Genomic DNA, 20,454 nt, shown 5'->3' with positions numbered 1-20,454 from the left:
TATCAGTGCATTAATTGATTAGCTTAAGCAATGCTTCAATTGGATGTTGAGGTTTAAAGCCTGCAAAACGCTTTACTTGGCTACGACAAGAATAACCTGAAACTAATACCTGGCTATTTTCAGCAATCTTATCAATGCTTGGTTGCCAAGACATTTCAAATAATTGCTCTGAACGCTCAAGATTATCCAGTTCATGGCCATAAGTGCCTGCCATACCACAACAGCCTAAATTTACACTATTTAATTTGGCTCCAAAATGACTAAAAATGGCTTTCCATTCATTGGCCGTGTTGGGTTTTGCTGTTGATTCGGTGCAATGACTAAACCAAGTAAACTGCGGTGCTTGCTCAGTCACCTTAGCGGCACCGTCACGAGAAGATACAACCGACATAAGCCACTCATTGGCCAATTTAACTTCAAACGGACCACGACGTTGGCCTAATGCCTCTTTATATTCGTCTCGGTAGCAAAGCACTAATGCAGGATCGAGACCCACCATTGGCATACCCAAACCATAAACACGATTTAAAAAGTCAGCGCTATCTTGTGCTGTTTTCGCAAATTTGTCCAAAAAGCCTTTAATGTGTGTTGGCTTACCATTGGGTTTAAAGGGCAATAACACAGGTTTAAAACCTAATTTTTCAATTAATTGAATAAATCGGTATACCAAACCTGCATCGTAAAAACTGTTAAACGGATCTTGCACCACCAATACATATTGACTGCGTTCGGCCTCAGGGATTGCACTTAATGCATCTAAATCATAACCGCGGCTAGCATGGCCATCTAGACGCTGTTTCAGTGTAGGAACCGATAATTTAGGTGCATCAACATAACCAATGGCTTTTTTAATTACCCATTGGCTAAGTGGATTTTGCGATGCAAAGTTAGTCACTTTTGGCATAGTCGCCATTAAAGGCAATGAATCTTCGATGCCAGCAACCAGATAATCTTTAACAGGTCTTAAATAGCGTTTATAGTAAATATTAAAGAATTGCGCTCTAAACTTTGGCACATCCACTTTTACTGGGCATTGACTTGAACATGCTTTACAAGCCAAACAACCTTTAAGTGACTCCATCACCTCATGTGAATAGTCGTAATCACGTTGGTTATTAAGGGTGTTTTGAGTACGTTGCATCCAGCCTAGGGATTTTGACTTTGCTAATGCATCAACATCGACGCCCTCTGCTTCTAATAATCTCAACCATTCACGCATCAACCCTGCGCGGCCCTTAGGCGACTGCACCCTATCACCTGTTGCTTTAAACGATGGGCACATAGGTGAATAACTGCTGTAATTAAAACACAGGCCATTACCGTTACAATTCATCACATCGGGAAAGGCATTACGTGTTTGGATTGGAATTTGCCTGTCGAAACTGCCACGTTTGGCACTGTCAACATTGTACATTAATGGACCAGATTGTGGTGGTGCCACTAACTTGCCAGGATTAAGCCTGTTATCAGGGTCAAACCAGCCTTTAATTTGCTCAAGCGCCCCATAAAGCTCATCACCAAACACTGCTGGGCCGTATTCACCGCGTACACCTTTACCGTGTTCGCCCCACATTAATCCGCCATATTTAAGCGTTAATGCCGCAACTTGATCAGATATCACTTTTAACAGTTTTTCGTCGGCTTGATCGCACATATCAAGTGCAGGCCGTACGTGTAAAACGCCCGCATCAACATGGCCAAACATGCCATATTGTAACTGATGGCTGTCCAGTAGCGCACGAAACTCCATAATGTAGTCGGCTAAGTTTTCTGGAGGTACGGCTGTATCTTCAGCAAATGCCAAGGGTTTACGACTGCCTTTGGTTGCGCCTAATAATCCAACAGCCTTTTTGCGCATGGCATAAATACTGTCAATATCTACACGATTCTCAATGACTTGAAAACCCACCAAACCAAATTGCTGCTGCGCTAATTGCTCGGTCAGCATGGCTTCTAGTTGCGCAACTTTGTGTTTAACTTCATCATCGTCACCAGCAAATTCCACCATATTAAGACCTTCAATGATCTTATTGGGTACAGCCTTAATATGTTCGGCAACCGAATGCCAGATAATGTCTTCACGGGCTAGGTTAAGTACTTTGGAGTCGACCGTTTCAACCACGGTTGCGTTGGCTTGCACTAACGATGGAGCATGACGCAGCGCTGATTCAAATGAATCATATTTGATGTTTACCATTATCCGGGTTTTAGGTAACGGCGTTAAATTAAGCTTGGTTTCAGTAATAACAGCGAGAGTACCTTCTGAGCCCGCTAAAATACGTGACAAGTCAAACTGTGTTAATTCATCATTCCACACGTGCTTTAAATCGTAACCCGTTAAAAAGCGGTTCAATTTAGGAAAACGTTCAATAATCGTGTCGCGTTTTGCTCGGCACAGTTGTGCGATGTTGCTGGCAATGGTATTGGCTAATTGATTATCACCAAAAGGTTGTTGCTCAAGCGAAGTGTGGTCTAGAGGCGTTGTGCTCAGTACACTGCCATCAATCAGGACACTGGTAATACCTAAAACATGGTCTGAGGTTTTACCGTACACCAATGAGCCTGCACCAGAGGCATCTGTATTAACCATACCACCGATAGTCGCCCGGTTAGAAGTTGATAAATCTGGACTGAAAAAGAAACCGTGCGGGCGCAGTGCATCATTTAATGCATCTTTTACCACACCAGCTTGTACCCTAGCCCAGCCTTCTTCGGCGTTAATTTCAAGTACTTGGTTTAAATGACGAGAAACGTCTAAAATCAGCCCGTGAGTTAACGATTGGCCATTGGTGCCGGTACCGCCACCACGAGCACTAAAAGTAACCTGTTTGTATTTAGCTTGTGCTGCTAATGATAACACCAGTTCAACATCCTGTTGATGCAGAGGGTATATCACGGCTTGCGGCAAAAATTGATAAACCGAATTATCGGTCGCCTGGATAAGCCGCGCACTGTAACGCTTGTCTATTTCACCCTCAAACTCACTTTGTTCAAGCGCGTCAAGATACTCAAGATAGATAGGTTCTAATGTTTGTTTATGTGATAGCAAAGGTAACATAGAGGGCTTATTATTTTATTGATGTATTGCTGTCATTATAAACAAAAAAAAGCCGCTAAAAAGCGGCTTTTATGACAACTTGATAAAATTGCAGGTTGAAGTGCAATTTTAAACACTATTTAAGCAAGGTTAACCATGTGCTTGGGCGAGATATAGCCAGGTATCGATCACTGTGTCTGGGTTTAATGACACTGTGTCGATGCCTTGCTCGACTAACCAAGCGGCAAAGTCAGAGTGATCAGATGGGCCTTGTCCACAAATCCCCACATAAGCACCTTTGGCTTTAGCGGCTTTAATGGCCATTGATAATAATGCTTTAACAGCATCATTACGCTCATCAAACAGATGACTAATAATACCTGAGTCGCGGTCTAACCCTAGTGTAAGCTGCGTTAAATCGTTCGACCCGATAGAGAAACCATCAAAATGCTCAAGGAATTGGTCAGCTAATAAGGCGTTAGACGGCAATTCACACATCATGATAACGCGTAAACCATCTTTACCACGCTCTAGACCTTGCTCTTTAAGTAGCTCGATCACCTGTGACGCTTCACTTACTGTGCGCACAAATGGGATCATCACCTCTACGTTAGTTAAGCCCATTTGGTTACGAACGCGTTTAATCGCTTCACATTCTAATGCGAAACAATCGCGGAATGATTCAGAAATATAACGGCTAGCACCACGGAAGCCCAACATTGGGTTTTCTTCGTCTGGCTCGTAACGATCGCCGCCTACTAAGTTAGCGTATTCGTTAGACTTAAAGTCTGACATACGCACAATCACTTTTTTCGGGTAGAAAGCCGATGCGATAGACGCGATACCTTCAACCAAGCGAGCAACATAGTATTCAACTGGTGAGTCGTAACCGGCAATCATGTCATTGATTTCAGATTGTAACTCAGCGGTTTGGTCGTTAAATTCAAGTAATGCTTTAGGGTGAATACCGATCATGCGGTTAATGATAAATTCTAAACGCGCTAAACCCACACCTTCATTAGGTAAACGAGCAAAGTCGAAGGCACGATCTGGGTTACCCACGTTCATCATTATCTTCATTGGTAATGAAGGTAAGGTATCAACACGGTTGGTAATAACTTCAAATTGCTGCTGGCCTGAGTAAATCAGGCCTGTGTCACCTTCTGCACATGAGACAGTCACGAGATCGCCGCTCTTAATACGGTCAGTCACATCGCCACAGCCCACCACCGCTGGTACACCCAGTTCACGTGCAATAATTGCAGCATGACAAGTACGGCCACCACGATTAGTCACAATAGCGCTGGCGCGTTTCATGATAGGTTCCCAATCAGGATCGGTCATGTCTGTTACCAACACATCACCTGGCTCAATTTGGTCCATATCTTCAATTGACGCTAATACTTTCGCAACACCAGTACCAATTTTGTGACCAATAGCGCGACCTTCACAAATCACATCGCCTTTGGTTTTAAGATGGTAACGTTCAATTAGTTGTACGTCTTCACGGCTACGAACGGTTTCTGGACGCGCTTGAACAATATACAACTTACCGTCGTTACCGTCTTTTGCCCATTCGATATCCATCGCACGGCCATAGTGTTGCTCAATGATCATCGCTTGCTTTGCAAGCTCCATGACTTCAGCATCATTAATGGAGAATGTACGGCGCTGCTCTACTGCGACGTCTTCAATTTTGACTTGTTTACCATGAGATGCGTCATCAGAATAAACCATCTGAATTAACTTGCTACCAATGTTGCGGCGCACCACAGCATCGTGACCTTGAGATAAAATTGGCTTATGAACATAAAATTCATCAGGGTTAACCGCGCCCTGTACAACCATTTCACCTAAACCAAAAGATGAAGTAATAAAGACCACATCGTTATTGCCTGATTCAGTGTCCATTGTGAACATCACACCAGACGCGGCTTTGTCTGAGCGCACCATGCGTTGTACGCCGGCAGATAAAGCAACACCTTGATGTTCGTAACCTTGATGGACACGATAAGAGATGGCTCGGTCGTTAAACAAAGACGCATAAACATGCTTAATGGCCAGCATGACAGCATCAAAGCCTTTAACGTTTAAGAATGTTTCTTGTTGGCCCGCAAACGATGCATCTGGCATGTCTTCAGCGGTTGCTGATGAACGTACCGCAAATGAGGCGTCTTGCGTTTCACTCGACAGCTGCTCATAAGCTTCACGGATTGCATCTTCAAGTGCAGGCTGGAATGGGGTTTCAATAACCCATTGTCTGATCTGTGCACCTACTTTTGCCAGTTCATTGACATTATCAACATCCAATGTAGCCAGAATGTCAAAAATTTTCTGGTTAACTCCACTTTGTTCAAGGAACTCATTGAACGCATGAGAAGTCGTTGCAAAACCGCCAGGAACTTGAACCCCTGCATTAGCCAGATTGCTGATCATCTCACCAAGGGATGCGTTTTTTCCGCCAACCTTGTTTACATCACCCATGCCTAATTCTTGATACCAGAGTACGTATTGCTGCACAGTTTTATCTCCGCAAGTTTTTTATTTCAGTGGCCACTTCACACGAGGGCAATAGCATCTTACACTCCCATACAACACGCGTAAATCTATAATTTTATTTGTAATTTTATTACTACAAGAGGTCAGAATGACACCAAGAGTATTCTACATTTCAGATGGGACCGCGATCACAGCAGAGGTTTTTGGGCATGCTGTACTTTCACAATTTCCTATAGAATTTGAAGCACTTACGATTCCTTTCGTCGAAACCATTCAGCGCGCGCAAAAAGTTAAACAACAAATAAATGATTGTTTTATTACAACAGGCGAAAGACCCCTTGTGTTCCACTCAATCATTAATCCTGAAATCCGTAATGTGATATTTTCAAGTGAATGTGTCGATTATGACTTTTTGAACACCTTTGTTGCGCCACTCGAACAACACCTAGGGGTGCAAGCAAAACCACTTTTACACCGTACCCATGGTAAAAGTAATCACGGTTATGAAACCCGTATTGATGCCATTAATTTTGCGATGGAAAATGACGATGGCCAAACCATGAAACACATGGATAAAGCCGATATTATTTTATTAGGGGTATCGCGTTGCGGTAAAACGCCGTCAAGCCTGTACCTGTCGATGCAATTTGGTATAAAGGCCGCAAACTACCCATTTACCGAAGATGACATGGATAACTTAAAGTTACCTGAGGCACTAAAAAGCAATAAATCGAAACTGTTTGGTTTAACTATCGACCCACAACGGTTACATGAAATTAGACAAAGTCGCATGGAAAATAGCCGTTACTCCTCTTTGAGGCAATGCCGTATGGAAGTCAAAGAAGTGGAAATGATGTACAAAAGAGAACGCATTCCGTTTGTTGACACAACAAACCATTCTGTCGAAGAAATAGCCACAAAAATCCTCGATATTACCGGCCTAAAACGTCACATGTTCTAATAGCTAAACAATCAATTCGAATAATATAGCGCATATATCCCCAAAAAAGGCGACTCAACTTAGCGTGATTCGCCTTTAGCTTTTAGAGCAATCTGTTTTTTAGTCACCACAATCCTGGGCTAAGCCTCGCATCTTTAACTTCTTTGGGTATATAATCCCGAGCAATACGATGCAAATGCATCTCACGTTTTCCGGTAAAATGCATGACAATTAAAACAGATGAACTCAGAACAACCCTATTAAGCAAAGTCATTTCTCCAGCTCAGTTGGCTTCAGAATATCCTTTAACTCAGGACGCAGCAGACTACCTAGTAGCCCAACGTCGCGAAGTTGAAGCGATTATTTCTGGCGATGATCAACGTTTATTAGTAATCATTGGCCCTTGCTCAATTCACGACACTAAAGCGGCCTTAGAATACGCACAAAAGCTCGCAGCCCTTCACCATGAGTTAAAAGACGACTTATGTATTTTAATGCGAGTGTATTTTGAAAAGCCACGTACCATTGTGGGTTGGAAAGGCCTCATTTCAGACCCTGATTTAGACGGTAGCTTTAGCCCAAATAAGGGCTTGCGCATGGCGCGCCAATTACTGCAGCAAATTACTGAACTTAAATTACCGATTGCCACCGAGTTTTTAGACATGGTAAACGGCCAGTATATTGCCGATCTTATCACTTGGGGTGCCATTGGTGCTCGTACCACTGAAAGCCAAATTCACCGTGAAATGGCGTCGGCATTGTCTTGCCCAGTAGGTTTTAAAAATGGTACCGACGGTAATATCAATATCGCAGTAGATGCGGTACGTGCCGCACAGGTACCGCATATATTTTACTCACCAGATAAAGATGGTGCCATGGCAGTTTACCGTACTCATGGTAATCCTTACGGCCACATTATTTTACGAGGCGGTAAAACACCTAATTATTCTGCACAAGATATTGAACAAGCACGCGCACAGCTTGAGCAAGTGGGTGTAACGCAACGCATGGTGATCGACTTTAGCCATGGCAACAGCGAAAAACAGCACAAAAATCAATTAAAGGTTGCCGACAACATCATGACGCAAATGCGTGCGGGAAGCACTGCAATTGCAGGTATTATGGCAGAAAGCTTTATGATTGAAGGTAATCAAAAAGTCGTTAAAGGCGAGCCTTTGGTATATGGGCAAAGCATTACCGATGCCTGTTTACACTGGGCTGACTCTGAAAAATTACTACGGGAATTAGCCAAGGCATCCCGCGATCGTAAAAACTTGCTAAGTCAGTAAGTTTGGTTAACTGACACGCAAAAAGTCGGTTTCACCTATTTGCAAGCATCAGCATGCTTGCAAATAAGCATACATCTTCAAAAATGCCAATCGATACAGACTGGCATTTTTTATGGGAGCAAATTAAATGCGGCCTCTCTCATTTCGGTTTTAAATCACGTTGATGTAGATGACGACACCTGCAGTCATTTTCATTGTACTGGGGTTAATGACGCAGCCTAAAAGAGATCATATTCTAATAAGAATGGGTATGACGCTTTTTATGATTCATAACACGCACTATGGTGCGCCAAAGAACCCTGCGATAACTCAGCAAAGCGTTGTTCAATTACCATAAAACTGTCAACCAATGCAGGATCAAAATGGCTACCTCGTCCAGCAAGAATCATATCTTTTGCTTCTTCATGGGAAAAGGGACGTTTATAGCAGCGCGGTGACGTTAACGCATCATACACATCAACTAATGCCACAATCCTTGCTGATAACGGGATTGATTCACCTCTAAGCCCTTTAGGATAACCGCTGCCATCCCATTTTTCATGATGACCTCCTGCGATGTCCCGGCCCATTAACAAAAACTCACACTTTGGGGCATATTTCAACAAACTATCAATCACTTTAGCCCCTTTTACAGGATGTGATTTAATGTGTTCAAATTCTTCTGGGGTTAATCGTCCAGGTTTAAGCAAAATATGATCAGCTATGCCCACCTTGCCAATATCATGCAAAATTGAAGATAAACTAATTTCTTTTATAAATGCCGCGGTTAATTCGTTCGGCACCTGTTCATCCGATAACCTTTGCTTTGCTAACATCTTTGCATACTGCTGCATTCTAATAAGATGTGCACCGGTATCATTGTCTCGGTATTCGGCTAATTTGGCTAACCCGATGACAGTGGCTTGTCTCGATGCGAGTGTCGAATGCAAGGAATGGGTTAATTTACCCAATAAGTATGAAATTGACTGTGTGACTATGGCACAGGTAACGATAAAGTTAATCACCACCACGTACCAAATTATTGTTGAAAAGTGTTCCATGACTGGCCAATGTAACCACTGATAATGAAATGCAATCCCTATGGTAAATAACAGCGCTGTATTAATAACCTGCGCGATAATCGCTGGTCGCTCACCTAGCAACACACTGGTTAATGGGGGAAAAGCGAATAACCAAAAAAAGCCTGCGCCAGAAGGCCCAATGGCAATCAAAAAACCAGCCCCAATCAAAAATGCCAGGCCGCATCCACATAGATATCGAAAATTGTCTGTAATTGAGGGGGAAAATACTGCAAACAACATGATGCCATAAGCCAAAGTATCAAATATTGCCATGTACCAAATACCTTGCTCAATACAAAGGTATACACTGGTAAAATACACCGGAATGCACACTATGATGAGCATGGTAAATAAACGCATGAAAATGGTATGCCGCCAAATAGGCAAAGCATCATCATATTCTAATTGAATAATTTGAGCGGCTAAAGAATCTGACATATACCATCCTTAGTGTGCTAACTAGGCTGCTAGGGCCTGTTGATCTTTCAAGGTTATTTTTGCAGCGAATTGTTGGCCATTACTCATATACAAGTGCGCGGCAGAGACTTTGAGGTGTAGTTATTCTACATAAAAAGTCGATAACGCAGTAAAAATGACCAACAAACGCTGCCCACAGGGTTCGGCTAGAAACGTTTTACTCTTTGTTGAATAAATTTTGCTTAGGTGGCTAGGCTTCAATCCATTCGCCTCGATTAAAACGTTTTTAACTCGAACAAAATTCAACCAGCAAAGATCAACAGACCCTAGCATCAAATGAAACGACACTATGTTAATTTTAGCTAAATTAAGTATTGCGCTAATATGGCAAACAATCAAAAAATCAATTCACCTAAGCTCGAAATAAACAGTAGACTGATATTTTTATAAATCAGTGCATTAATACCAATTCCAGCAATTATCTGGTCATTCAGCAGGAATTCTGTGTCTTCTAGGCAAGTAATAGGATTGTAGGCACAGTTGCTCTCGACAACTGCTCCTGCGTTGTTCTACCTCCTGCATCCATGCAGTCGTCGACAACTGCTCCTGCGTTGTTCTACCTCCTGCGTCCATGCAGTAGTACGTCAAAATGCTATTAAGCAGTATGGAAGGCACAGAAACCCGCCTTGTAGGAGACACTCAGACTGTCCATTTCTTTGTTGCATCGCCTTAAAAGGGAATAACCATTCTTTCAACAATGCGCCTCAAACTGAAAAGTCTGAGTGGCTCTGATTGGTCACATAATTAATGGAAATGGTATAATGCCTTGGGCTTTGATGCTTTTGCATTGTGGAGCAAGTAAAGTGAAACGGCTTTAAATCTGTGAAATGTGGTGAGTTATCTGTAATTAACAGGGTAATGGCGAATGCAAAGGCTTTTACTAGAGCCTGTTTAAATGGAACGAACTCGTCACTAGATGCACATGGTTATGCAATACAGGGCTGGTATCTATGTTTGTCTCAAGGTGTGAGGCAGTATTGCCGCTCTTTATGCTAGACTCAACAGAGCCATTAAAAAAACAGCAAACAGTATAATGTTTTTTACCAGTAGCTACTCTCGGTTAAATAAGCCACTACACAGCTGATTACTGCAGCACAAGCGATAGGTTTAATCCATGATCTTAACTATTCGATACCCGCTACTACTTCTTTTTGCCTTTTTTCACTCGACAATAATGGCAGACAACACTGACCTCAACTCGACGCTTAACGTCAACAATACTCAAGCAAAAGTGTTTTATTTGGTTAGACATGCCGAAAAACTCGCGGGGCAAGACCCTAGCCTTTCGGCTCAAGGTAAACTCAGAGCCATGCGTTTAGCAACAGTATTGTCGAGTACGCCGCTCGCTAAAGTGTTTACCACCGATTATAAACGTACCCAAGAAACAGCACTAACTGTCGCAAAAAGTCAGCACCTTGAAACCACTGTGTATGACCCACACAATCTCCCAAAAACGGCTGAAATACTATTTAAACAACAAGGACACATTTTGGTTGTAGGACACAGCAACACTACAACGGCACTGGCTGAACAGCTTGGGGCAGACAAACAACCCGCAATCAATGATGCAAATGAATTTGATAGACTGTATATAATCACTCTTGATAGCAATAACCGCAAAGTATCCACAGTAATATTGCGTTATTGATGAATCAATATCATGACCCAATACTAGGGCCTGTAGATCTTTCTAGGGTGTTTTTGCAGCGAATTGTTGGCCATTACTCATATACAAGTGCGCGGCAGAGACTTAGCGGTGTAGTTATTCTCCAAAAGTCGATAACGCAGTAAAAATGACCAACAAACGCTGCCCACAGGGTTCGGCTAAAAACGTTTTACTCTTTGTTGAACAATGCTTTACAAATAAAGAGTTGCTTAGGTGGCTAGGCTTCAATCCATTCGCCTCGATTAAAACGTTTTTAACTCGAACAAAACTCAACCAGCAAAGATCAACAGACCCTAGGGCCTGTAGATCTTTCTAGGGTGTTTTGCAGCGAATTATTGGCCATTACTCATATACAAGTGCGCGGCAGAGACTTAGCGGTGTAGTTATTCTCCAAAAGTCGATAACACAGTCATAATAGCCAGGAAACGCTGCCCGAAGGGTTCGGCTAAAAACATGTCTCTTTGTTAAATGACTCTTTGTGAATAAAGCGTTGCTTAGGTGGCTAGGCTTCAATCCATTCGCCTCGATTAATACGTTTTTAACTCGAACATAATTTAACCTCAACTCTGGATAAGAGATGTATTGATAACGATATAAATCAATAGATTGACTAAAATCCACTGTCAAGCTTGTGATTTGTTTTGCTAACAAGGCGAATTAACGCGTCAATAGCTAGCCTATTGCAAGTTAATTCAACGCAGTGAGGAAGGCAAAGGACTGCTTGAAAGGCGTTTGTTATCCAGAGTTGAGGTTAATTTAACCTAAAAAGATCAACAGTCCCGAGGACCCTTCATTGAAATCCATTAAATGCGAGCATTATGATTACATTGAAATCATGTGTTTATATCAATATCACGTCAGATTGACTTTACATTCTGGCAACGAGATTGTCGGCCGTTTTAACAATATCGTTATCGTACAAGGTGATGACCAAAATTATGAAGCCATTTGCGGTTACACAACCACTTTGACACCCCAAACGGTCATCTTAGCCGACATTAAATTAATAGAGGTGCTGAGCACTAACTCCCTGTTTACACATTTAACCCTTAGTGAGTAATAACTTGTTAATCCTATTCGACATAGCTTAAGTTCATACAGTACAATGCGCGGCGTTTACACCTTCTTTCGTGGTTTAATTTAGGTCTATGTATGTCCCTTGCTCAAAATCCCGCTCAAACTGAAACCCATTTTCCTGAAGATATGGCAGCTCGAATTATTCAATCAGAAGCTCGCGTCATTAAGGCCATTTTTCCTTCTAACACCAATCATCACAACACCTTATTTGGTGGTGATGCCTTGGCATGGATGGACGAAACAGCCTTTATTGCTGCCACCCGTTTTTGTCGCAAATCATTGGTGACCGTAAGCTCGGATCGTATTGATTTTAAAAAAGCAATTCCTGCAGGCAGCTTAGCGGAGTTAATTGCCAAAGTAATCCATGTAGGCAATACCTCATTAAAAGTAGAGGTCAATATTTATGTTGAAGACATGTATAAAGATCATCGAGAGCACGCTATCCGCGGCGTATTTACCTTTGTTGCGGTCGACGAAAACCGTCAACCTACCCAGGTTTGGCCTCATGGTTAATTAAGACAAATGCAGTCTATTGACTGCATTTATCGTGATTTTTCATTAGACTAAAGTCTATAGTTTATTGTTAAATGGCATAAATTCACCTTCTTGTTACATAAAGAAATAGAACAGTCGATTACTTTTCTGTTACATTGAGTTTATCTTCACGTGCAACATAGAATAAAAAAAGCCATGAAGCTTGAAAATTTAAATATCGTTATTGCAGATGATCACCCATTATTTCGTAATGCCTTGCGACAGGCGTTAAGCAATGCATTTAATCACACTCAGTGGGTTGAAGCTGATAGTGCAGAAGCATTAGAAACAGTTTTAGACAGTAAAGACTGTCAATTCGATTTGATTTTGCTCGATTTACAAATGCCTGGTTCTCATGGCTACTCTACCCTTATTCATCTACGTACTCATTACCCAGACATTCCTGTTGTGGTGATTTCAGCCCATGAAGATATCAATACCATTAGCCGAGCAGTGCATTATGGCAGCAGTGGCTTTATTCCAAAATCTGCGTCAATGGAAGCGCTCACTGATGCTCTAACTGCGATTTTATATGGTGATATTTGGTTACCTGCTGGTACAGAATTACAGCCTGTTTCAGACGATCCCACAGATAAGATGGCAAGCCGTTTATCTGATTTAACCCCACAACAATATCGCGTATTACAGATGTTTGCAGAAGGATTACTCAACAAGCAAATAGCCTATGATTTTGGGGTGTCTGAAGCGACTATTAAAGCTCATGCTACGGCAATATTTAGAAAACTCGGTGTGCGTAATCGAACTCAAGCTGTGATTGCCTTGCAACAGCTCGAAATGGAAAAAGTCGATATTTCGTAATGCATAGCCTTATACCCCTGTCACAGTTACCGTTTTCACAAGCCTGTGAAAACAATAAATCAGCAATTTTAACCCATTTAACACAATGGTTTAATCACACTTCACATGTGTTAGAAATTGGCAGCGGTACAGGGCAACACTGCACTTATTTTGCTCAACAACTAGGCCATCTTCATTGGCACCCCAGCGATCAAGCCGGCAACTTAATAAACTTACAAGCAAGATTAAATCACTTCGCGTTACCTAATTTAAGTCCGGCAATCGCACTTGATGTCCAACAAGACTGGCCCATATTTTCACACCCTATTGATGCCATTTTCACGGCAAACACCTTGCATATTATGAGCAAACCACTTGTAGAAGCTTTTTTTGCCGGATGTGGTAAACATGTAGCTAAAACCGGGGGCGTCGCCATTTATGGACCTTTTAAATACTCAGGAAAATTTACCAGCGACAGTAATCAACAGTTTGACCACTGGCTTAAAGAACAAAATCCACTAAGTGGCGTGCGCGATATAGAATGGATTCATACCCTTGCACAGCAACAAGGACTTACCCTACAACAGGATATAACAATGCCTGCTAACAACCGTATGTTGTATTTTTCGTTTTAATCACCTTAGCCATATTGCTCGCCATTATCACTGCTTTAAAAATAAGGTAAGCTAGAGGCTTATCTACTAAGCTTTTTTCTTCAATACAAGGACACTCAATATGGGTTCTGTTACCACGCAAAAACACCCTAATGGACTTGAGTATGTCAGCATTGACACACAACTGTGCCAAGCGCGGATATTTATGCAAGGTGCCCAAATAGATCAATTTGTACCTAAAGGCAAACAGCCATTACTTTGGGTATCATCGGCTGATGATTACCAACCGGGAAACGGGATCCGAGGTGGCATTCCTGTTTGTTGGCCATGGTTTGGTACACACACTCACCCAGATTATCCACAACATGGTTTTGCACGTAACAAAGTCTGGACGCTCGACTCCGTTAACATACATGATCAAATTGTCGATTTGGTATTTTCCTTACCTAAAAGCGAAATAGACCAACAATATTGGCCACATAACACTGAAGTAAAAGTGTTATTTACGTTAGGTGAAACGCTTTCTGTTAGTCTTGTAAACACAAACCTAGATGATCACGAAGTCACGTTAACTCAAGCTTTACACAGTTACTTTCCAATTGGCGATATTCACAAGCTCAGTGCAAGCGGCTTTAATGGCTCACAATATATTGAATTTGGCGAAGGCCCTTTTCAGCAAACCGCCGATGCTGTTGAGTTCACTAAAGAAACCGATCGGGTATACACTCACTTAGCGCCTCAGCAAACACTACACACACCACATGGCTCGATTGTGGTTAGTCGTGAAAATAGCCATTCGGCTGTATTGTGGAACCCATGGATAGCAAAATCAGCCAGATTGTCTCGTTTTAATAACGATGATTATCTCACCATGGTGTGTTTAGAAGCCGCTAATGTGCTTGAAGATAAGGTCGTTTTAGCACCAGGTGAAAGCCACAGGCTAACGACTCGTATAGGCTGGTTAACAGCATAAAACTAAATAACCTCAGCTCTGGATAACAAACGCCTTTCAAGCAGTCCTTTGCCTTCCTCACTGCGTTGAATCAACTTGCAATAGGCTAGCTATTGACGCGTTAATTCGCCTTGTTAGCAAAACAAATCACAAGCTTGACAGTGGATTTTAGTCAATCTATTGATTTATATCGTTATCAATACATCTCTTATCCAGAGTTGAGGTTAAATAGCTAAATAGCAAAAAGGCAGCCTAAGCTGCCTTTTTAATTATGGTATTAGCCACATAACGTTAAGCATAATGGTTAGTCATTCGCATGACTCAACATTAAATGCTCTATTAGTTAGCGGTAACGGTACAACCTAATGTGCTATCAGAGTTTTGATATTCAATATCACCCATTGGTGCGTAATCAGCTGCAGCAATAGTGCCTTTGTCTTTGAAGAAAGTGTATAACACTTCAGCATCAACATAACCTGTTTGAATTGGATCCAATACTGGGTAACCGTCGCCACCTGCAGCGTTAAAGCTTGGAACCGTAAAGCTGTAAGACTCAGTTGGACTATAATCTTTACCGTTAATTTCGCTGATAGCGACTGTTTTAGCTGCACAATCAACGATCATTTTAACACCGGTAATTTGTGCGTATGCACCTGCACCGCGTTGGAATGAAGCAACAGTACCTAAGTAATCAGTGATTTCAGCACCAGTCATCGACATTAACGTAACGGTATTACCAAATGGTTGAACCGTCAGTACGTCACGGTAAGTAATGTTACCCGCTTCAATTGAAGCACGCACACCACCTGAGTTCATCACACCAATATCAGCACCAACTTTAGTGCGCTGAGCTTCAGCAATTAAGCGACCTAAGTTAGTTTGCATGTTACGAACGTTAGCGCGAACACCGTCAAGCAATGCGTCAGTGGTTGCAATAACTTCATCTAACTGGCCTTGGCCACGTTCTTGGTAATAAGCTAATAATTCTTCAAGTTCTGCATCTGGGGTGATTTCTTCAGCAACGAACGCTTCAGTTTCATTACCGTCAGCATCTGTCACTGTGGTTTTTAAGTTCACAGGCAGTAACTTATAGCTTGCTAGGTGTAGTTCATCGTTAAAATATTCAAAATCTGCACGACCCACATACTTACCCCACTCATGAGCTTGCATGATGTAAGTACCGTTTTGCATATCAGGAGTACAGTCATCACCGGGTGCAAAATCTGCATACGCGTTTGTGTCTGGTTCCATACAAACTGGGTTTTGTGAGTGACCACCAATAATAGCACTTAAGTCACCAGCGGTTAGTGTACGCGCTAATGTCACATCGCCAGGTGCGTTACTGCCATTTTGCCCATCTGCATAGTGACCCATGTGGGTAGTAGCAAAAATTAAATCTGCAACATCGGCTTCTTTAATTTCGGCAATCACTTTTGCAGCTTCAGTTGCTGGATCTGTGAAGGTCAATTCCGAGATATATTCTGGATTACCAATTTTTGCCGTGTCTTCTGTGGTTAAACCAATCACAGCAACACGAAGACCATTAATATCAAATACTTTATATGCATCAAAATAGCGTGTTCCGTCAGCTTTGTAGATGTTGGCTGCAAGCATTGGGAAGTTAGCAATAGAACGCTGTGAATCTAAAACGGCAAGTGGGTTGTCAAACTCATGGTTACCAACAGCCATGGCATCATAAGCAATCTCGTTCATACCAATAAAATCTGGTAATGCATCTTGTAAGTCAGATTCAGGCACACCAGTATTAATATCACCACCAGATAATACTAATGTTTCACCGCCATTAGAGCTGACTTCTGCACGAATTTGGTCAATCAGCGCTTTACGAGCTGCCATACCATATTCACCATCGCTGTTATGCCAAAAACGGCCGTGGTTATCATTGGTGTGTAGTACGGTGAACTTTTTACATGCATCACCTGCTTCAGCACAGGTTGCAGCTACTGGTGTTTCTACTTCTTTTTTGTCATCGTCACTGTTACAACCAGCCAATGCTGCTAGTACAGCTGTTGCAACTAATCCTTTAATTAACATGTTTGTCATGATTTACCCCGAGTTATTATTTATTTTTTAAATCTGTGAAAATCCAATTCACAGGCAGAATGATAACAAAGATTGACGGTTTTTGATTTCATTTTTATGACAAAATGTGATTTTTAATACACTAATAACAATAACTTAAACAGATAACAATCCACTCAGGCAAACAATTGAGTTGTTAAATGACATGTTAAAAACAAGTAAAAAAAATGGCTCTACAGATAGACTGCTAAGCCACTTAAATTACTTACTTTTTTTTATGATCAAGCACAAGCCAATTATCCCAAATAGAGAACAGTGGCGTTAAACTTTTATTTCAACACATGCAGTATCCATTGACCGATATCGGTAAGTTGATTAGGTAAAACACTGTGCGCCATCGGATAAGTACGCCAATTTGACTGATAATTTGCAGCAATTAACGCATCATGAGCCATTTTTCCAGCAAATAAAGGCACGACATCATCTTGCTCACCGTGATGTTGCAAAATAGGCGTTGCACGGTTTTCATCTGCAAGTTGCTCAGGTAGATGCTCGCCACCAGGTAAATAACATGATAATGCTATAATGCCAGCCAATCCTTGCTTAAAACGTAAGCCAGTAAATAAGCTCATTACTCCACCTTGGCTAAATCCTGCCAAGATAATATTATCTGCACTTATGCCTTGAGCGATTTGCTCATGAATTAATTGCTGCACAGCTTTCTCAGAACTCATTACACCTTGAATGTCTGCTCTGTCGTGTAAATCCATGCTTTTAATGTCGTACCACGAACGCATCACATAACCACCATTAATGGTTACAGCCTGTTCTGGAGCGTGTGGAAAAATAAAACGTATACTGTGATTTACTGGCAATCCTAACACAGGCACAACAGGCGCAAACCCTGCGCCAGAGTCACCTAAGCCATGCAGCCAAATAACGCATGCTGTTGCTGTGGTTTGCGGTTCGATTACGATTGTTTCTAAAGAAGACATCAAACTTGACCTTATTTATATTCAAAACGGGATCTGTAGAATTAAAACATACAATGCCGATTAATTTAAATTAGCTAATAAGCATACCATTCCAATCTATCAGCTCACAATGTGGTGGTGGCTTTACTGCGCCTGAATACCCGTATAATTAAGCACTTGCTCTAGCTGCGTTGCATTATCAAGCTTAATACTCCAGCGAACAGTGCCACCATCAGCAGCAATAACCAAACCTTGATGAAAACAACTAATGTCATCTACAGCGGCTGCTAAGACAATATGATTATCATGAAAACGACACTGGATCTCATTGACGGTAACAATGAGCTTGCCGATTGAAAAATCAATGACCATGACTCCCCTTTTGTTGCAGTAAACAAAGTAACACACAAATAAAAATCCCAAGTGATTCACTTGGGATTTTCAGGTTAACACTCATTGGCCTAGTGGTGGTGACCACCCGCGCCATGAGCATGACCGTGAGCAATTTCTTCATCCGACGCTTCACGTGCACCAACAATTTCGATATCAAAAGTCAATTCACGACCAGCCAAAGGATGGTTGATGTCTACGGTAGCCATAAATTTACCGACTTTTAAAATCGTAACTTGACGTTGACCTTGCTCAGTATTTACCACAGCGGCCATACCCGGTTTCCAAGCTTTAGCGCCGACAAGGTGTTTCACTGACACACGTTGCTCTGCTCCTTCTTGGCGTTCACCATAGGTGTCGGCTGCAGCTGGAGTAACAGAAAACTTATCGCCCACGTTTTTACCGTTAATCGCATTTTCAATACCAGGCATCATGTTGTCATGGCCATGCAAGTATGCAATTGGATCGCGGCCTTCATTAGACTCAATCACATCGCCTTTCTCGTCACGCAGCGAGTAATTAAACTGCACAACCATATCGTCTTTAATGCTCATTTTTATTCCTTAACTCAAGATTTTGGCGAAGCTTAACAAATGAGTGCCATGGCATCCACAAAAATAGTGACTCTTGCCAAGCTTATTGCCTAATATTGAGTCTATTAAAGCTTAATACCAAGCGCTTTGAAGGTTTGTGCATCAGGGAAACCGTCGGCAATTAATCCTTGTTTTTTCTGAAAAGCTTGCAAACCTATAACAGAATTTCGGCCTAATATGCCATCGGCTTTTCCAACATCAAAACCTGAGTCATTCAGCTTTTGTTGTAATTGCTTCACAATATCGCGACTCAGTCGTGGTTGTTTTGGTACCGCCCGACTTAATTCGGATGCGCCATTTATCCTGTCTGCTAAATGTCCCACTGAAATGGCATAAAACTCTGAGCGATTCCAACGCATAATTACGTTAAAGTTGTCATAGCCTAAAAAGGCTGGCCCTGTGTGTCCCGCCGGTAAATACAATGCAGCTTGCATGTCTGGTGCGGCAATGGGTTGGCCATTAGTTTGGGTAATGTTTAACGCACGCCACTGACTGAGGGGTAAAACAGATTGACTGCCTAAATACTCAAAGCCGTAGTCTTGCGGTAATAGCACTTCACGCCCCCATCGTTGATCCGCTTTCCAGCCTAAGTGCTGTAAAAAGTTAGCAGCCGATGTGAGTGCATCCGCCTCACTGTTCCATAAATCTGCTACACCATCACCATCGCCATCAACGGCATATTTACGATAATTGGTTGGCATAAATTGAGTATGCCCCATGGCACCGGCCCAGGAGCCAACCATGGTACTGTCTGCAAATCGATATTGTTGCTTAAGCTTAAGTGCTTGTATTAATTCACCTGTGAAATAATCGCTGCGACGCGGATCGCAGGCTAAAGTCGCTAAAGAATCTAAAACAGGCATGCTGCCTTTGTAACTGCCATAGTTAGTCTCTAATCCCCAAAATGCGACTATGTACTGCCCAGGTACACCATATTCTTTGGTTAATTTAGCCAATAATGATTGATGTTTAACCATCATTTTTCGGCCCTGCTCTACCCGCCAGGTGGTCACACGTTTGTCAAAGTAATCACCAAAGGTAGTGGTAAACTCCGGTTGTTGATTATCAAGCTCTATAACTCGAGGAACATACTTTAAGTTAGCGACAGTTGTGTCAATAATGTGTTGTGAAATGCCCGCAACTTTTGCCTTTTGCTGTAAATCGACTACACAAGTAGCAAAGTCAGCTTGCACTGGCACAGGAGAGACATCAACGACTGGATCGGGTGAAGCAGATACAGCACAAGCACTCAAGAAAGTACTCGAAACAAACATTGAAGCAATAAACGCAGAAAAACGGCTTTGGTGGGTCATGTAAACACTTAATTATTACAAATGAATGTTGAATATCGTGACGCATCGCCTCTCAGGAAACAAGACCCGTTAGCATTAAACCCTGTTTATTTTGTTTAAATTAACGTTTTTTATCCTGCTATTGGTATAAAGAAACAACATAAACATCATTGTCATTAATTAAGCCTTTTCCTTATTTTGTGAGTACGTATAATGAC

General features: G+C 41.9%; 16 protein-coding genes. 8 read left to right on the top strand and 8 right to left on the bottom strand.

The window, feature by feature from the left end:
• Nucleotides 1-10: 10 nt before the first annotated feature.
• Nucleotides 11-3,058 (bottom strand): D-2-hydroxyglutarate dehydrogenase YdiJ, encoded by a 3,048-nt coding sequence (ydiJ, locus tag L2703_RS05575; RefSeq protein WP_248970139.1) that lies wholly within the window; start codon nt 3,056-3,058, stop codon nt 11-13.
• A gap of 129 nt (nt 3,059-3,187) precedes the next feature.
• Nucleotides 3,188-5,557 (bottom strand): phosphoenolpyruvate synthase, encoded by a 2,370-nt coding sequence (gene ppsA / locus L2703_RS05570; RefSeq protein WP_248970138.1) that lies wholly within the window; start codon nt 5,555-5,557, stop codon nt 3,188-3,190.
• Between the two features lie 127 nt (nt 5,558-5,684).
• Here ppsA and ppsR point away from each other — a divergent pair, with 127 nt between their 5' ends.
• Together ppsR and L2703_RS05560 are read left to right on the top strand one after the other, a co-directional pair.
• Nucleotides 5,685-6,497 carry a posphoenolpyruvate synthetase regulatory kinase/phosphorylase PpsR gene (gene ppsR, locus L2703_RS05565; RefSeq protein WP_248970137.1) on the top strand — a complete coding sequence of 271 codons (813 nt, stop codon included), beginning with the start codon at nt 5,685-5,687 and terminating at the stop codon, nt 6,495-6,497.
• Nucleotides 6,498-6,700: 203 nt separating this feature from the next.
• The gene (locus L2703_RS05560) at nt 6,701-7,765 is read left to right on the top strand and encodes a 3-deoxy-7-phosphoheptulonate synthase (RefSeq protein ID WP_248970136.1); all 1,065 of its coding nucleotides are present in this window, start codon (nt 6,701-6,703) and stop codon (nt 7,763-7,765) included.
• 260 nt (nt 7,766-8,025) lie between these two features.
• On the opposite strand, the gene L2703_RS05555 is transcribed toward L2703_RS05560, so the two are convergent.
• Nucleotides 8,026-9,264, bottom strand: a complete 1,239-nt coding sequence (locus L2703_RS05555) for an HD-GYP domain-containing protein (RefSeq protein ID WP_248970135.1) — start codon at nt 9,262-9,264, stop codon at nt 8,026-8,028.
• A 1,153-nt stretch (nt 9,265-10,417) separates the two neighbouring features.
• On the opposite strand from L2703_RS05555, the gene L2703_RS05550 reads away from it, so the two are divergent.
• The 6 genes from L2703_RS05550 to L2703_RS05525 all read left to right on the top strand — a co-directional run bounded on the left by L2703_RS05550 (nt 10,418) and on the right by L2703_RS05525 (nt 14,965).
• Entirely contained in the window at nt 10,418-10,951 is a 534-nt protein-coding gene (locus tag L2703_RS05550) for a histidine phosphatase family protein (RefSeq protein WP_248970134.1), read from the top strand.
• 811 nt (nt 10,952-11,762) lie between these two features.
• Nucleotides 11,763-12,029: a Rho-binding antiterminator gene (locus tag L2703_RS05545; protein ID WP_248970133.1), complete on the top strand. Its 267-nt coding sequence runs from the start codon at nt 11,763-11,765 to the stop codon at nt 12,027-12,029.
• Between the two features lie 92 nt (nt 12,030-12,121).
• The gene (locus L2703_RS05540) at nt 12,122-12,559 is read left to right on the top strand and encodes an acyl-CoA thioesterase (RefSeq protein ID WP_248970132.1); all 438 of its coding nucleotides are present in this window, start codon (nt 12,122-12,124) and stop codon (nt 12,557-12,559) included.
• A gap of 177 nt (nt 12,560-12,736) precedes the next feature.
• Nucleotides 12,737-13,399, top strand: coding sequence for a response regulator transcription factor (locus L2703_RS05535; protein ID WP_248970131.1), 663 nt, complete (start codon nt 12,737-12,739; stop codon nt 13,397-13,399).
• A complete protein-coding gene (locus tag L2703_RS05530) occupies nt 13,399-14,013 on the top strand; it encodes a DUF938 domain-containing protein (RefSeq protein ID WP_248970130.1) in 615 nt (204 codons plus the stop codon). The genes L2703_RS05535 and L2703_RS05530 overlap by 1 nt, the downstream gene beginning before the upstream one ends.
• Before the next feature lie 100 nt (nt 14,014-14,113).
• Nucleotides 14,114-14,965: a D-hexose-6-phosphate mutarotase gene (locus L2703_RS05525; RefSeq protein WP_248970129.1), complete on the top strand. Its 852-nt coding sequence runs from the start codon at nt 14,114-14,116 to the stop codon at nt 14,963-14,965.
• Nucleotides 14,966-15,283: 318 nt separating this feature from the next.
• On the opposite strand, the gene ushA is transcribed toward L2703_RS05525, so the two are convergent.
• The 5 genes from ushA to L2703_RS05500 all read right to left on the bottom strand — a co-directional run bounded on the left by ushA (nt 15,284) and on the right by L2703_RS05500 (nt 20,257).
• The gene (gene ushA, locus L2703_RS05520; protein WP_248970128.1) at nt 15,284-17,008 is read right to left on the bottom strand and encodes a bifunctional UDP-sugar hydrolase/5'-nucleotidase UshA; all 1,725 of its coding nucleotides are present in this window, start codon (nt 17,006-17,008) and stop codon (nt 15,284-15,286) included.
• Between the two features lie 308 nt (nt 17,009-17,316).
• A complete protein-coding gene (locus tag L2703_RS05515) occupies nt 17,317-17,982 on the bottom strand; it encodes an alpha/beta hydrolase (RefSeq protein ID WP_248970127.1) in 666 nt (221 codons plus the stop codon).
• Between the two features lie 123 nt (nt 17,983-18,105).
• Nucleotides 18,106-18,333, bottom strand: coding sequence for a DUF3389 family protein (locus tag L2703_RS05510; RefSeq protein WP_248970126.1), 228 nt, complete (start codon nt 18,331-18,333; stop codon nt 18,106-18,108).
• 89 nt (nt 18,334-18,422) lie between these two features.
• The gene (locus L2703_RS05505) at nt 18,423-18,905 is read right to left on the bottom strand and encodes an FKBP-type peptidyl-prolyl cis-trans isomerase (RefSeq protein ID WP_248970125.1); all 483 of its coding nucleotides are present in this window, start codon (nt 18,903-18,905) and stop codon (nt 18,423-18,425) included.
• A 104-nt stretch (nt 18,906-19,009) separates the two neighbouring features.
• Nucleotides 19,010-20,257, bottom strand: a complete 1,248-nt coding sequence (locus tag L2703_RS05500) for a lytic murein transglycosylase (RefSeq protein WP_248970124.1) — start codon at nt 20,255-20,257, stop codon at nt 19,010-19,012.
• Between the last annotated feature and the right edge of the window lie 197 nt (nt 20,258-20,454).

It is taken from the genome of Shewanella basaltis (genome assembly GCF_023283885.1).
Taxonomy (GTDB): Bacteria; Pseudomonadota; Gammaproteobacteria; order Enterobacterales; family Shewanellaceae; genus Shewanella; species Shewanella basaltis.
The sequence above is the reverse complement of the archived record's forward strand: the minus strand, read 5'-3'. Positions and strand labels throughout refer to the sequence as shown.

Bases quoted from the DNA above. Each gene is read 5' to 3' on its own strand.
- ydiJ (WP_248970139.1), bottom strand. From the start codon at position 3,058: ATGTTACCTTTGCTATCACATAAACAAACATTAGAACCTATCTATCTT.
- ppsR (WP_248970137.1), top strand. From the start codon at position 5,685: ATGACACCAAGAGTATTCTACATTTCAGATGGGACCGCGATCACAGCA.
- L2703_RS05560 (WP_248970136.1), top strand. From the start codon at position 6,701: ATGACAATTAAAACAGATGAACTCAGAACAACCCTATTAAGCAAAGTC.
- L2703_RS05555 (WP_248970135.1), bottom strand. From the start codon at position 9,264: ATGTCAGATTCTTTAGCCGCTCAAATTATTCAATTAGAATATGATGAT.
- L2703_RS05550 (WP_248970134.1), top strand. From the start codon at position 10,418: ATGATCTTAACTATTCGATACCCGCTACTACTTCTTTTTGCCTTTTTT.
- L2703_RS05540 (WP_248970132.1), top strand. From the start codon at position 12,122: ATGTCCCTTGCTCAAAATCCCGCTCAAACTGAAACCCATTTTCCTGAA.
- L2703_RS05535 (WP_248970131.1), top strand. From the start codon at position 12,737: ATGAAGCTTGAAAATTTAAATATCGTTATTGCAGATGATCACCCATTA.
- L2703_RS05530 (WP_248970130.1), top strand. From the start codon at position 13,399: ATGCATAGCCTTATACCCCTGTCACAGTTACCGTTTTCACAAGCCTGT.
- L2703_RS05525 (WP_248970129.1), top strand. From the start codon at position 14,114: ATGGGTTCTGTTACCACGCAAAAACACCCTAATGGACTTGAGTATGTC.
- ushA (WP_248970128.1), bottom strand. From the start codon at position 17,008: ATGACAAACATGTTAATTAAAGGATTAGTTGCAACAGCTGTACTAGCA.
- L2703_RS05515 (WP_248970127.1), bottom strand. From the start codon at position 17,982: ATGTCTTCTTTAGAAACAATCGTAATCGAACCGCAAACCACAGCAACA.
- L2703_RS05510 (WP_248970126.1), bottom strand. From the start codon at position 18,333: ATGGTCATTGATTTTTCAATCGGCAAGCTCATTGTTACCGTCAATGAG.
- L2703_RS05505 (WP_248970125.1), bottom strand. From the start codon at position 18,905: ATGAGCATTAAAGACGATATGGTTGTGCAGTTTAATTACTCGCTGCGT.
- L2703_RS05500 (WP_248970124.1), bottom strand. From the start codon at position 20,257: ATGACCCACCAAAGCCGTTTTTCTGCGTTTATTGCTTCAATGTTTGTT.